General features: G+C 58.3%; 13 protein-coding genes, 1 tRNA gene and 1 pseudogene. 9 read left to right on the plus strand and 6 right to left on the minus strand.

Translation table 11 applies throughout. The features are described 5' to 3' along the window. The first annotated feature begins 4 nt into the window (after positions 1-4). From phrB to AB7M29_RS29740, 3 genes are all read left to right on the plus strand, one after another. Positions 5-1,453: a deoxyribodipyrimidine photo-lyase gene (gene phrB / locus AB7M29_RS29730; protein WP_217858845.1), complete on the plus strand. Its 1,449-nt coding sequence runs from the start codon at positions 5-7 to the stop codon at positions 1,451-1,453. A 62-nt stretch (positions 1,454-1,515) separates the two neighbouring features. Beyond that, on the plus strand, positions 1,516-2,292 hold the full coding sequence (locus AB7M29_RS29735) for an SDR family NAD(P)-dependent oxidoreductase (RefSeq protein WP_454248591.1): 777 nt from the start codon (positions 1,516-1,518) through the stop codon (positions 2,290-2,292). 60 nt (positions 2,293-2,352) lie between these two features. Then, positions 2,353-2,658: a YkgJ family cysteine cluster protein gene (locus AB7M29_RS29740; protein ID WP_007905822.1), complete on the plus strand. Its 306-nt coding sequence runs from the start codon at positions 2,353-2,355 to the stop codon at positions 2,656-2,658. 137 nt (positions 2,659-2,795) lie between these two features. Here AB7M29_RS29740 and AB7M29_RS29745 read toward each other — a convergent pair whose 3' ends face one another. The 6 genes from AB7M29_RS29745 to hemA all read right to left on the minus strand — a co-directional run bounded on the left by AB7M29_RS29745 (position 2,796) and on the right by hemA (position 8,167). Beyond that, complete coding sequence (locus AB7M29_RS29745; protein ID WP_454248592.1) at positions 2,796-3,314, minus strand: acyloxyacyl hydrolase; 519 nt, start codon at positions 3,312-3,314, stop codon at positions 2,796-2,798. Positions 3,315-3,434: 120 nt separating this feature from the next. Further along, a complete protein-coding gene (murI, locus tag AB7M29_RS29750) occupies positions 3,435-4,226 on the minus strand; it encodes a glutamate racemase (protein ID WP_454248593.1) in 792 nt (263 codons plus the stop codon). Further along, a complete protein-coding gene (locus AB7M29_RS29755; protein ID WP_454248594.1) occupies positions 4,219-4,974 on the minus strand; it encodes a molybdopterin-synthase adenylyltransferase MoeB in 756 nt (251 codons plus the stop codon). Before AB7M29_RS29755 ends, murI begins: the two co-directional genes overlap by 8 nt. Then, positions 4,968-5,798: a peptide chain release factor N(5)-glutamine methyltransferase gene (gene prmC / locus AB7M29_RS29760; RefSeq protein WP_454248595.1), complete on the minus strand. Its 831-nt coding sequence runs from the start codon at positions 5,796-5,798 to the stop codon at positions 4,968-4,970. Before prmC ends, AB7M29_RS29755 begins: the two co-directional genes overlap by 7 nt. Then, complete coding sequence (gene prfA / locus AB7M29_RS29765; RefSeq protein WP_095051167.1) at positions 5,799-6,881, minus strand: peptide chain release factor 1; 1,083 nt, start codon at positions 6,879-6,881, stop codon at positions 5,799-5,801. After that, entirely contained in the window at positions 6,878-8,167 is a 1,290-nt protein-coding gene (hemA, locus tag AB7M29_RS29770) for a glutamyl-tRNA reductase (protein ID WP_052965803.1), read from the minus strand. Before hemA ends, prfA begins: the two co-directional genes overlap by 4 nt. A gap of 235 nt (positions 8,168-8,402) precedes the next feature. On the opposite strand from hemA, the gene AB7M29_RS29775 reads away from it, so the two are divergent. The 6 genes and pseudogenes from AB7M29_RS29775 (at position 8,403) to AB7M29_RS29800 (ending at position 13,449) form a co-directional block, all read left to right on the plus strand. Beyond that, a complete protein-coding gene (locus AB7M29_RS29775; RefSeq protein WP_454248596.1) occupies positions 8,403-10,127 on the plus strand; it encodes a tetratricopeptide repeat protein in 1,725 nt (574 codons plus the stop codon). 3 nt (positions 10,128-10,130) lie between these two features. After that, positions 10,131-10,748 (plus strand): lipoprotein insertase outer membrane protein LolB, encoded by a 618-nt coding sequence (lolB, locus tag AB7M29_RS29780; protein WP_217858851.1) that lies wholly within the window; start codon positions 10,131-10,133, stop codon positions 10,746-10,748. Between the two features lie 2 nt (positions 10,749-10,750). Then, positions 10,751-11,603: pseudogene (gene ispE / locus AB7M29_RS29785) on the plus strand (4-(cytidine 5'-diphospho)-2-C-methyl-D-erythritol kinase). A 37-nt stretch (positions 11,604-11,640) separates the two neighbouring features. Next, positions 11,641-11,715 (plus strand) — tRNA-Gln (locus tag AB7M29_RS29790). Between the two features lie 46 nt (positions 11,716-11,761). Beyond that, entirely contained in the window at positions 11,762-12,703 is a 942-nt protein-coding gene (locus AB7M29_RS29795; RefSeq protein WP_003171603.1) for a ribose-phosphate pyrophosphokinase, read from the plus strand. 143 nt (positions 12,704-12,846) lie between these two features. Next, entirely contained in the window at positions 12,847-13,449 is a 603-nt protein-coding gene (locus tag AB7M29_RS29800) for a 50S ribosomal protein L25/general stress protein Ctc (RefSeq protein WP_052965810.1), read from the plus strand. Positions 13,450-13,511 lie beyond the last annotated feature (62 nt).

Consider the following 13,511-nt stretch of genomic DNA (forward strand, 5'->3'; position numbering starts at 1 on the left):
CACCATGCAATTGATCTGGCTGCGCAGCGACTTGCGTCTACATGACAACACCGCCCTCTCGGCCGCCGCAGCGCGGGGCCCGAGTGTGGCGGTGTATTTGCTGAGTCCACAGCAATGGCTGGCGCATGACGATGCGCCGTGCAAAGTGGATTTCTGGCTGCGCAACCTGAGCGAATTACGTCATGCGCTGGGCGCCCTGAACATCCCGCTGCTGATTCGCAAGGCGCCCCGTTGGGATGAGGCACCGAAGGTCCTGCTCGAGTTGTGCCAGCAATTGAAGATCAACGCAGTGCACGCCAACGAGGAATACGGCATTCATGAAACCCGTCGTGATGCCGCGGTGGCTCAAGCCCTGAAAGCCCAAGGCATCGACTTTTACTGCTACCTCGATCAACTGCTGTTCAAGCCTGGCACTGTGCTGACCAGAACCGGCACCTATTTCCAGGTCTTCAGCCAGTTCCGCAAGGTCTGCTACGAACGCTTGCATGCATCATTGCCGAGATTGGTTACCGCCCCCGCCATTCAGGCGCCACTGGGTATCGCCAGCGACAAACCGCCCTCTCATGTCGAGGGTTTCGACACGCCCAGCGACAGTTTGCGTGCTCTCTGGCCGGCCGGCGAAGCCGAGGCCCGACGCCGCCTCGAGACCTTTACCGACGCGCAGATCGACAATTACCACAGCGAGCGCGATTTCCCGGCAAAACCCGGCACCAGCCGGCTCTCGGCCTATCTGACCGCTGGGGTCATCTCCCCTCGTCAGTGTCTGCACGCCGCATTGCAAAGCAATCAGGGGGAACTCGAAAGCGGCAAGATCGGTGCGGTCACCTGGATCAACGAGTTGCTGTGGCGCGAATTCTACAAGCACATTCTGGTGGGCTACCCACGGGTCTCCCGGCACCGCGCCTTTCGCCAGGAAACCGAAGCCCTCGCCTGGCGTGACGCCCCGGAAGACCTCAAGGCCTGGCAACAAGGCCGTACCGGCCTGCCGATCATTGATGCCGCCATGCGCCAATTGCTGGAGACCGGCTGGATGCACAACCGTTTACGCATGGTCGTGGCAATGTTCCTGACCAAAAACCTGCTGATCGACTGGCGTGAAGGCGAGCGTTTCTTCATGCGGCATCTGATTGACGGCGATCTGGCGGCGAACAACGGTGGCTGGCAGTGGAGTTCGTCCACCGGCACCGATTCGGCGCCCTACTTCCGGATTTTCAACCCACTGAGCCAGTCGGAAAAGTTCGACGCCGAGGGGGTTTTCATCAAGCATTGGTTGCCGCAGATCAATGGAATGAACAAAAAAGACCTGCACAACCCGGCAAATTTCGACGGATTATTCGGCGTAAGCAATTATCCATCGCCGATCGTCAACCTGAGCACTTCCCGCGAACGGGCCTTGGCCGCGTTCAAGAACCTGCCATCCCGACATGGCTTATCACCCCTGGAATTAGTTTGATGCCGCAGCATTGCGTTATAAAATACGCAATTGATCCGGAAAATTATAAAAAGGGAATTGGAATGAGTCGCACACCTCCAAGGCGCTACTGGTTGACCGGTGTCAGCAACGGTATTGGTGCCGCGCTGGCCGAAGAAATACTGAAAACCGGTGCCCACCTGGCTGTCAGCTCCCGCTCACTGGCGCCATTGGAAGCCCTGTCTCAGCGTTATCCCGGACAAGTGCTGGTGGTCGCGGGTGATTTGACCAATGGCCAACGGGTGCGCGAAATCGGTGAGCAGATTGCCAAGGAATGGGGTTCTCTGGACACCATGATCCTCAACGCGGGCACCTGCGAATACGTCGACACCAATCAGTTCGACTCGTCAATCATCGAGCACATCGTGCGTACCAACCTGCTTGCCAGCAGCTATTGCATCGAAGCCGCCCGGCCTCTGCTGCAGGCGGGCACTGCACCGCATCTGGTGGGCATGGCCAGCTCGGTGACCTATCTGCCTCTGCCGCGGGCCGAATCCTATGGCGATTCAAAACCCGGGTTGCGTCACCTTTTCGAGTCCTTGCGCCTCGACGTGGCGCCGGAAAACATCGAAATGACCATAGTCAGCCCAGGACTTATCGATATTCCCCTGAGCAACGACGTTCCAGAACACCTCGACTGGTCGGCGGAAAAAGCTGCGCAATACCTCTTCGACATGCTCAAGCATCGTCCACTGGAGCTCTCCTTACCGGAACTGGTCATGCCTGTCCTTTGGCCTCTGCCGCAAAAACCCGACCAGACGGGACTGGAAATCGGCAAGCACGTGGAGCGAAACAATCCGCCGGTCGAGGATCTGCCGTGAAGCCTGAGCGTCCGTCAGGCCTTTCACACAGCGTGGGCCCACTGCCTTACACTGCGTGCCATGAAAACCATTCCCCACACGCAAATTGCCGAACCTGCGGTCACCTGCTCAACCTGCGCGGCCTGCTGTTGCCAGCTTGAAGTCATGTTGATCACCGACACCGGCGTGCCCGAGCGTTTTATCGATACCGATGATTGGGGCGGGGAAGTCATGCTGCGACTGGATGACGGCTGGTGCGCCGCGCTGGATCGCAACAGCATGATGTGCACCATCTACGAAAAACGTCCGCTGATCTGCCGGGAGTTCGAAATGGGCGCACCGGAATGCATCACCGAACGCCAAGGGATTGCGACGGCGTATCGGTGAGCGAACACAACAGGCTACCGAAAATCCAATGTGGGAGCGGGCTTGCTCGCGAAAGCGGATTGTCAGTCAACATCAGTGTTGAATGTTAAATCGCATTCGCGAGCAAGCCCGCTCCCACATTAAAGGTGCAGTACTGCTTACAACGGCATCGTGTAATGCAGCGAGTAACTCTCTACGCCATCGTTCGGGCTACTGATCCCGCCATTGGAATAGTGCGTAGCGCGAATCCCGACTTCATGTCCTCCGGCAAAGCGCAGACCAAACCCGAAACGGTCTTCGAACTGAAAGGCACTACCCAGTTTGTTGTCTTCGACTTCGGTGTTGGCAAACACCGCGATGCCGATACCCGCTTCAACGTAGGGTTTGATGGTCTGACCGGCAAACTCGTACACCAGCACCGGCGAGAATGACAAACTGTGATTGCTCGACGTTTCATCGCCATCCCAATAGGTGTAAGCGCCGCTCCAGTAGCCGGTCAAGCGACCGATATCACTCTGCAACCAGCTCTTGTCCCAGTCGAATTGCATGCCCAATCGGTAGGTCATGGTCGAATCGCTGGTCTGGCCGACCCCGAATTCCACCCCTGCTGCCTGCGCGGTAAAACTGTGCCCCATCAATGCGGTCGCAATCGCGGCCAAGCAGAATAGTCGCTTCATTAGAAACATCCTTTTCCGAACAATTTCGTATGGTTTTTATGCTGCCCAACAGACAAAGCTATAGAAGTTGAAGCTTGATCAGAAGTTCAGCTCAATTATTCGTGTGATCTCTTTTTTTATCTACAAGTCGAAGCTTTGCACAACGCCCGTCGAATGCCACAAAACCGGCAAGATATTTCTGAAATGCTCCGGATCCGCACTCGTCCAGAACCGGGCAGCGCGAGCAGGTCCCTCGGCCAGCAACTCACGCTCGGCCAACAATCGTTGAAGCTGCCGTGCTACAGCGGCACCGGTATCGATCAGGCTGATGCTCTGGGGGAGCATCTGCTTAAGCAGCGGCTTTAGAAAGGGATAATGCGTGCAGCCAAGAATGATCGTGTCTGCACCTGCAGCCAGCAGCGGATCAACATACCCTTGCAGCAACTGACGCAATGCCTCGCTATGCAAATCGCCATTTTCAATCAGCTCCACCAACCCGGGGCATGGCTGAGTGATGACTCGCACATCGGCGGCGAAACGGTCGAGCAAGGCGGCGAACTTGGCACTCTGTAAAGTACCGGTGGTGGCGAGTACGCCAACTACACCGCTGCGCGTCGCCGCTGCAGCCGGTTTGACCGCGGGCTCCATGCCGACGATGGGCCACTCAGGGAAATCGCGCCGCAAGTCCGCAACACCCGCGACGGTCGCGGTGTTGCAAGCGAGCACCAGCGCCTTGGCGCCCTGCTGCTGAAAAAACTGCGCCATGACACTGCAACGCTGACTGATGAATGCCGGGGATTTCTCACCGTAGGGAATATTCCCGCAATCGCCGAGGTACAACAGAGATTCGTTGGGCAGCAACTGCTGGATCTCGGCCAACACCGACAGCCCACCGACACCGGAATCGAACACTCCAATCGGTGCTTCACGCATGGCTTGACCCGCAGACACTGCAGCCCGGATCACGCTTGACCCGCAACTCACGGAAGCGCGTGCCCAAGGCATCGATCAATAACAGACGCCCCACCAGCGGTTCACCGAACCCCACCAGCAATTTCAGCGCTTCAAGGGCTTGCAGGCTACCGACCAGGCCTACCAGTGGACCGAGTACGCCGGCCTCGCTGCAGGTCAGCTCGGCCTCGCTGCCGTGCCCGTATAAACAGTGGTAGCACGGGCTTTCCGGACGACGGGAGTCGAAGACCGACAATTGCCCTTCCAGCCGAATCGCCGCACCGCTGACCAGCGGTTTGCGCGCAGCCACACACGCGGCGTTGACCGCTTCGCGGGTGGAAAAATTATCGGAACAGTCCAGCACCAGATCCACCCCCGCAACGGCCGCTGCCAGGGAATCTTCATCCAGGGCGGTGCGATGGGCAATCAGCTGAATCTGGGGATTGATCGCGGTCAGGCGACGGATCGCCGAATCGACTTTGCTCAGGCCGACGCTGTCGGTGTCGTGAACGATCTGGCGTTGCAGATTGGTCAGGTCGACCGTGTCGAAGTCCGCCAGATGCAACTCACCGATACCGGCCGCCGCCAGGTACAGCGCAACCGGTGAACCGAGACCGCCGAGGCCGACAATCAGCACGCGGCTTTCTTTGAGCCGTAACTGGCCGTCGATGTCGACGTGTTGCAGCAGAATCTGCCGGCTATAGCGCAGTAATTCCTGATCATTCAGCACGGCAAGCGCCCCAGACTGATGCGTTGGTGACCGCCCAGATCGGTGCGGCTATGGACCTCTTCAAAGCCGCAGGTCAGCAGCAAATCGCGCACGGCCTCGGCTTGATCGTAACCATGTTCGAGCATCAACCAGCCACCCGCCTCGAGGTGATCCGGTGCCTGGGCGACGATCAGACGCAAATCGTCGAGCCCATCGACGCCGGCCACCAGTGCACTGGCCGGTTCGAAGCGCACATCGCCCTCCACCAAATGCGGATCGCTCGAAGCGATATAGGGCGGATTGCTGATGATCAGTTGGAAACGCTGGCCTTCCAGGGCGCTGAACCAATGGCTGCTCAGCACGGTGGCATTGCTCAGGCTCAAGCGCTGGCGATTGCGCTCGGCCAGGGCCACGGCTTCCAGCACGCGATCCACGGCGGTGACGCTCCAGGCCGGACGCTCACTGGCCAGCGCCAGGGCGATGGCACCACTGCCAGTGCCCAAGTCGAGCACCTTGGCCGGTTTGGCCGGCAACAGTTCCAGCGCGGCTTCTACCAGCAATTCGGTGTCGGGACGTGGAATCAGCGTGTGAGGCGCGACTTCCAGATCGAGTTTCCAGAAACCTTGCTGCCCCAGAATGTAGGCCACCGGCTCACCGCTACGGCGGCGCTGCAGATACTCGGCAAACTTCAGTGCTGCTTCGCTCGGGACGATACGTTCAGGCCAGGTGTGCAGAAAACTGCGGGACTTGCCCAAGGCAGCCGCCAGCAGCAATTCGGCATCCAGACGCGCGGTGGGCGAGTCGGGCAAATCAGCGGCGCGCAACAAACTGGCAATGATCGTCATTTACTCACCTATCGCTGCCAATTGGTCGGCCTGGTACTCGGCCAGCAGCGGTTCGATCACCGCATCCACGCCACCGGCGAGGATTTCGTCGAGCGAATACAGCGTCAGGTTGACCCGGTGGTCGGTGACCCGGCCCTGGGCAAAGTTATAGGTGCGAATACGCTCGGAACGGTCACCGGAACCTACCAGCAATTTACGCTCGCTAGCGATTGCGTTCGCGGCGGCGCTGGTCTGCTGATCGTTAAGCTTGGCCGACAGCCAGGACATCGCCCGGGCACGGTTCTTGTGCTGGGAACGTTCTTCCTGGCACTCGACGACAATACCGGACGGCAAGTGTGTGATACGAATCGCCGAATCGGTCTTGTTGACGTGCTGACCACCGGCACCGGAGGAGCGATAGGTGTCGACCCGCAGATCCGCCGGGTTGATCTCGATCGCTTCCTGCTCGTCCGGCTCGGGCAGCACGGCCACGGTGCAGGCTGACGTGTGGATGCGGCCCTGGGATTCAGTGGCCGGAACCCGCTGTACGCGGTGCGCACCGGACTCGAACTTCAGCTTGCCGTAAACGTTCTCGCCTTCGACCCGGGCAATGACTTCTTTATAGCCGCCGTGTTCACCTTCGTTCTCCGAGAGAATCTCTACCCGCCAGCCACGCCGCTCGGCGTAACGCGAATACATGCGGAATAGATCGCCGGAGAAAATCGCTGCTTCGTCACCGCCAGTGCCGGCACGGATTTCGAGGAATACGTTGCGCCCGTCGTTGGGATCTTTGGGCAGCAGCATGCGTTGCAGTTGGGCTTCGATTTCGATCAGCTGCTCTTTGGCTTCGCGGACCTCTTCCACGGCCATTTCGCGCATGTCCGGGTCGCTGTCCTTGAGCAGCGCCTGAGCGCCTTCGAGGTCGCCCTGCACTTTAAGCAGCTGTTTATAGGTGCCCACGATCGGCTCGACTTCCGCGTATTCCTTGGAATAGGTGCGGAACTTGTTTTGATCGGAAATGACCTCGCCGTCGCCAAGCAGGGCGGTCAATTCCTCGAAACGGTCCTGGAGGATGTCCAGCTTATTGAGCAGTGACGCTTTCATTGCGGTTTCTTATCCGAAAAGCTATCCGATGAGCCCTCACCGAGGGCAAAGAGTTCCTGGGCCATGGCCAGCGCATCGAGGCGGCCTTCGGCAGAGAGCTTTTTCAATTGCACGCTTGGGGCATGCAAGAGTTTGTTGGTCAGGCCGCGGGCCAGTTGCACCAGCACGTCTTCGGCGCTGCTGCCATTGGCGAGCATGCGCTGGGCTTTCTGCAATTCTTCGTCGCGCATGCGCTCGCTTTGTTGACGATAGGCCTTGAGCACATCCACCGCCGCGAGTTCGCGCAGGCGAACCATGAAATCTTCGGCACCGATCGACACCATCTCTTCGGCGGCCTGGGCTGCGCCCTGACGGCTCTTGAGGTTTTCGGCGACCACTTCGTGGAGATCGTCGACGCTATATAGGTATACGTCGTCCAACTCGCCGACTTCCGGTTCGATATCCCGAGGAACGGCGATATCCACCATGAAAATCGGCTTGTGCTTGCGCAATTTCAAGGCACTTTCCACCGCGCCTTTACCGAGAATCGGCAACTGGCTGGCGGTGGAACTGATGACGATGTCGCTGCGCACCAGTTCTGCCGGGATGTCCGAGAGCAGCACGGCGTGGGCGCCGAACTGTTCAGCCAGAATGCTCGCACGCTCCAGGGTGCGGTTGGCGACCACGATTCGCTTCACCCCCAGCTCATGCAGATGACGGGCGACCAAGGTGATGGTTTCGCCGGCGCCGATCAGCAAAGCCTGGCTGCGTTGCAAATCACTGAAAATCTGTTTCGCCAGGCTGACCGCGGCAAACGCCACGGATACCGGGTTTTCGCCGATGGCGGTATCGGTTCGCACCTGTTTGGCCGCATTGAACGTGGCCTGGAACAGCCGCCCGAGCAGCGGACCGATGGTGCCAGCCTCGCGAGCCACAGCGTAGGCCGATTTCATCTGACCGAGAATCTGCGGTTCACCCAACACCAGCGAATCGAGCCCGGAAGCAACCCGCATCATGTGACGAACTGCCGCATCATCTTCATGCACATAAGCGCTCGCGCGCAGCTCATCGAGGCTCAGATGATGATAATCGGCCAGCCAGCGCAATATGACGTCAGCCGAAAGGTGATCCTGTTCTATATACAGTTCACTGCGATTGCAGGTGGAGAGGATCGCAGCTTCGCGGCTGTCGGTGAGTCGGCAGAGCTGCTGCAAGGCCTCAACCAGCTGCTCAGGGGTAAAGGCCACGCGCTCGCGGACGTCTACTGAAGCAGTCTTGTGGTTAATACCGAGTGCAAGGAAGGCCATTCAAGGTCGCTGATGGTGACGTGAAGCCGACAATTGTCCTACTTCGACAGAGCCAGAACAACCACTCGATATCTATCGCTCATGTAAGAGCTGCCGAAGGCTGCGATCCGTTCTCGTTTACAAGGGCGCCGGGCCTGCGGGGATTGCCCGCGCGGGTAAATTGGCCGGGCGGTTATGTTTGGCCGAAGGCTTGTGTCATGATGATCCGACCGCAGGTTAGTCGTCCTTTTCCTATATGAATAGATCTTCCGCGTTGCTCCTCGCTTTTGTCTTCCTCAGCGGCTGCCAGGCCTTGGCTCCCGTTTCATCGGACGGTACGCCGCCAGTCGAAGACAGCACTCCGGCCCCTGAAAAGCCCAAGGTTTACAGCTCGTTCAGTGAAGAAACCGTCTTCAGCCTGTTGAGCGCCGAACTGGCTGGCCAGCGCAATCGTTACGACATTGCCCTGGACAACTACGTGACCCAAGCCATCAACACCCAGGATCCGGGCATCTCCGAGCGGGCATTTCGCATTGCCGAGTATCTGGGTGCCGATCAGGCCGCCCTCGACACCGCACTGGTCTGGGCCAAAAACGCCCCGGACGATCTCGAAGCGCAACGGGCGGCTGCCGTGCAACTTGCCCGCGCCGGGCGTTACGACGACTCCATGGTCTATATGGAGAAGGTCCTGCAAGGCAAAGGCGACACACATTTCGACTTCCTCGCCCTGTCCGCGGCCGATACCGACCAGGAAACCCGCAACGGTCTGATGAAGGGTTTTGATCGCCTGTTGCAGCGCCATCCGCACAATAACCAGCTGATTTTCGGCAAGGCCTTGCTGCTGCAACAGGACGGCGATACCAAGGGCGCCCTGACCCTGCTCGAAGACAACCCGCCGGACGAGGGCGAAATAGCCCCGATCCTGCTGCGCGCACGCCTGCTGCAAGGGCTCAACCGTGGCGATGAAGCCCTGCCACTGCTGCAAAAAAGCATCAAGAAATACCCGGACGACAAACGCCTGCGCCTGACCTATGCGCGCATGCTGGTTGAGCAGGACCGCATGGAAGATGCCAAGGCCGAGTTCTCGAGCCTGGTGCAGCAATACCCCGAAGACGACGAACTGCGTTATTCCCTGGCGCTGGTCTGCCTTGAAGCCAAGGCGTGGGACGAGGCCAAAGGTTACCTGGAAGATTTGATCGCTCGGGAAAGCCATGTCGACTCGGCACACCTGAACCTGGGGCGCATTGCTGAAGAGCGTAACGACCCGCAGGGCGCATTGATCGAATACGCTCAGGTCGGGGCGGGCAACGATTACCTGCCGGCGCAATTGCGTCAGGCCGATATTCTGATGAGCAACGGCAAGACCGCCGAAGCCCAAAGCCGTCTGGCAGCCGAACGCGGCGAGCAACCCGATTACGCGATCCAGTTGTACCTGATCGAAGCCGAAACCTTGTCTGCCAACAAACAGGGCGACAAGGCCTGGAAAGTCTTGCAGCAGGCGCTGCAGCAATACCCCGATGATCTGAATCTGCTGTATACCCGGGCCATGCTGGCAGAAAAACGCAATGACCTGGCGCAGATGGAAAAAGATCTGCGACTGATCATCAAGCGCGACCCGAACAATGCGATGGCGTTGAACGCCCTCGGCTACACCCTGTCCGACCGCACCACACGCTACGCCGAAGCCAAGGCCTTGATCGAACAGGCGCACCAGATCAACCCGGAAGACCCGGCAGTCCTCGACAGCCTCGGATGGGTCAATTTCCGCCTGGGTAACCTCGATGAAGCCGAGCGGTATTTGCGCCAGGCGCTGGAGCGCTTCCCCGATCAGGAAGTCGCCGCTCACTTGGGCGAAGTGCTGTGGGCCAACGGTAAACAACGCGAAGCCAAGCAAATCTGGAGCAAGTTCCTCAAGAAACAGCCCGACAGCCCTACCCTGCGCGGCACCATCAAGCGCCTGACCGGATCAGAGACTCTTTAAGTTATGTTTTTGCGCCACATCATCGTTTTCAGCTTCATCGCCCTGCTCGCCGGTTGCGCGGGCTTCGTTGCCCGCGAATCGGTCCAGGGTCAAGGCAACAAGGCCCAATGGCGCGAGCACAAACAGCAACTGACCGGCCTCGACGGCTGGCAGATCAACGGCAAAATCGGCATCCGCGCGCCAAAAGATTCGGGTAGCGGCACGCTGTTCTGGCTGCAACGCCAGGATTACTACGACATCCGTCTCTCCGGCCCGCTGGGTCGTGGTGCAGCCCGCTTGACCGGTCGCCCGGGCAAAGTCTCGCTGGAAGTGGCCAATCAGGGCCGCTATGACGCACAGACACCGGAAGCCCTGGTTGAAGAACAACTGGGCTGGAAATTGCCGGTATCCCATCTGGCCTGGTGGGTTCGCGGGCTCCCGGCCCCGGACAGCAAAAGTCGCCTGACCCTCGACGTCGACAGCCGCCTGGCCAATCTCGAACAGGATGGCTGGCAGGTCGAATACCTCAGTTATGCCGAGCAAAACGGCTACTGGCTGCCCGAGCGGATCAAACTGCACGGCACCGACCTTGATGTCACGCTGGTGATCAAGGAATGGCAACCACGCAAACTGGGGCAGTGAACATGACTGCACCGCGCCTGACATTGCCCTCGCCCGCCAAGCTCAACCTGATGCTGCACATCCTCGGTCGCCGTGAAGACGGCTACCACGAGTTGCAGACGATTTTTCAGTTCCTCGATTACGGCGATGAAATCACCTTCGCCGTTCGCGACGATGGCGTGATTCGGTTGCACACCGAATTCGCCGACGTCCCTCACGACAGTAACCTGATCGTCAAAGCCGCAAAAAAACTTCAGGAGCAATCCGGCTGTTCGCTGGGTGTCGACATCTGGATCGAAAAAATCCTGCCCATGGGTGGTGGAATCGGTGGCGGCAGTTCGAATGCGGCGACCACATTGCTGGGCCTCAATCATCTTTGGCAACTGGGTTGGGATGAAGATCGGCTGGCCGCACTGGGCCTTACGCTTGGCGCCGACGTCCCGGTTTTCGTTCGTGGCCACGCGGCTTTCGCCGAGGGCGTAGGGGAGAAACTCACCCCTGTAGAGCCCGAAGAACCGTGGTATCTCGTGCTGGTGCCGCAAGTATCTGTAAGTACAGCAGAAATTTTTTCAGATCCACTGTTGACACGTAACACTCCTCCCATTAAAGTGCGCCCCGTTCCCAAGGGAAACAGTCGAAATGACTGCTTACCCGGTGGTAGCAAGGCGTTACCCAGATGTACGTAACGCATTGAATTTGTTAGGTAAATTTACCGAAGCAAAACTCACCGGAACTGGAAGTTGTGTGTTTGGGGGCTTCCCAAGCAAAGCTGAAGCTGATAAAGTCTCGGCCCTTCTGACAGAGACCCTTACAGGGTTTGTAGCAAAAGGAAGCAACGTTTCGATGTTGCATCGCAAGCTGCAAAGTCTGCTCTAAAAGGAATCGAGTACTGGGTACTCGTTGCAACAGATACAGGGGCGTCGCCAAGCGGTAAGGCAGCAGGTTTTGATCCTGCCATGCGTTGGTTCGAATCCAGCCGCCCCTGCCATTTTCCTATACTCATCCAGGTTACCCTCAGCCTTCAGGTACTGCGCGTGTCCAAGATGATGGTCTTTACGGGGAACGCTAACCCCGATCTGGCTCGGCGTGTTGTACGTCAGCTGCATATCCCTCTCGGTGACATCTCTGTCGGTAAGTTCTCCGACGGCGAAATTACTGCCGAGATCAATGAAAACGTTCGCGGTAAAGACGTTTTCATTATTCAGCCGACTTGCGCTCCGACCAACGATAACCTGATGGAACTGGTAGTGATGGCTGATGCCTTCCGCCGCTCCTCGGCTACTCGTATCACTGCTGTTATTCCTTACTTTGGTTATGCCCGTCAGGATCGCCGTCCGCGTTCCGCACGTGTGGCTATCAGCGCGAAAGTCGTTGCTGACATGCTTACCGTAGTCGGCATCGACCGTGTTCTCACGGTTGATCTGCATGCTGACCAGATTCAGGGCTTCTTCGATATTCCGGTAGATAACATCTACGGCTCCCCGGTACTGGTGGATGACATTGAAGATCAGCGCTTCGAAAACCTGATGATCGTGTCCCCGGACATTGGCGGCGTCGTGCGTGCACGGGCTGTTGCCAAATCCTTGGGCGTGGACCTCGGGATCATCGACAAACGCCGTGAGAAAGCCAATCACTCTGAAGTGATGCATATCATCGGTGATGTCGAAGGGCGTACCTGTATTCTGGTCGATGACATGGTCGATACCGCCGGCACTCTGTGCCACGCGGCCAAGGCCTTGAAAGAGCATGGCGCTGCCAAGGTTTTCGCCTACTGCACGCACCCTGTGCTGTCGGGTCGGGCGATCGAAAACATTGAAAATTCCGTGCTGGACGAGCTGGTGGTAACAAACACCATTCCGCTGTCCGCTGCAGCACAAGCCTGTGCGCGTATCCGTCAACTGGATATCGCACCGGTAGTTGCCGAGGCGGTTCGCCGCATCAGCAATGAAGAATCGATCAGCGCGATGTTCCGTTAAGGGCCCTGCCCTTTTCATTACATCTCGTTGACGAAAAGCGCCCCGCCCCGGCATTCCTGTCGGGGCGGGGCTTTTTTGCCCATATCGCCCTTAAGCGCTGGTCGCAAACGCTGGGGCGAATGTGGTTATTTTGGAGATACAACATGAACGATTTTACTCTGAATGCTGAAGTGCGTTCCGACCTGGGGAAAGGTGCGAGCCGCCGCCTGCGTCGTCTCGCAAGCCTGGTTCCAGCTGTAGTTTACGGCGGCGACAAAGCCCCTGAATCCATCAGCATGCTGGCTAAAGAAGTTGCCAAACTGCTCGAAAACGAAGCGGCTTACAGCCACATCATCGAGCTGAACGTTGGCGGCACCAAGCAAAACGTAATCATCAAGGCTCTGCAGCGTCACCCGGCCAAAGGCCACGTACTGCACGCTGACTTCGTACGCGTTGTAGCTGGCCAGAAACTGACCGCTATCGTGCCTGTACACTTTGTTGGTGAAGAAGCTCCGATCAAGAAAGGCGGCGAAGTTTCGCACGTTGTTTCGGAAATCGAAGTGACCTGCCTGCCAAAAGACCTGCCTGAATTCATCGAAGTCGACCTGGCTAACGCCGAAGTCGGTTCGATCATTCACCTGTCCGACCTCAAAGCCCCTAAAGGCGTTGAGTTTGTTGCTCTGGCACACGGCGATGACAAGGCTGTTGCCAACGTCCACGCTCCACGTGTTGCTCCAGAAGCTACTGAAGAAGGCGCAGCAGAGTAATTTCACTCTGTTCGCCGGAGTGACCGGAAACATCGCGGACTAGAGCGTAGCGAGAAAGCGGG

Source organism: Pseudomonas sp. F-14 TE3623 (assembly GCF_053629015.1).